This is a genomic window from Pauljensenia sp. UMB3104 (genome assembly GCF_030217285.1).
Lineage (GTDB): Bacteria > Actinomycetota > Actinomycetes > Actinomycetales > Actinomycetaceae > Pauljensenia.
In genome coordinates this window covers 1-273 of sequence record NZ_JASONN010000301.1, presented here as the reverse complement: position 1 = coordinate 273, position 273 = coordinate 1, and the positions used below count along the sequence as shown (strand labels likewise).

Annotated in this window: 1 protein-coding gene; it reads left to right on the top strand. The window is 58.2% G+C overall.

Annotated elements, in window-relative coordinates:
- Window positions 1-273, top strand: a 273-nt coding sequence (locus QP415_RS11795) for a hypothetical protein (RefSeq protein WP_285100206.1), incomplete at both ends; no start/stop codon positions are given.

Below are 273 nucleotides of genomic sequence, written 5' to 3'. Positions count from 1 at the left end.
CCACTTACTCGATCCGCCCGAACTTCTTCATCACCGACGCCGTTGAGGGGGTCAACCTAGACCCTGCTAACGAGCTCAATATCACCAGCGCACAGCGCAAGGAAATGAGCGAGAAGGCCGAAGCCGCCTACACTGCCCACCTGGATAAGATCGCCTCCAAGTATGGGGCAAGCGTTTACGCAGACTACGAGGTCTACTACCCGGCAGGCCTGGACCTTGGCGACAAGGACGAGACCGGGACGCTCCTAGGGGATCTTTACGAAGCGGCAAACA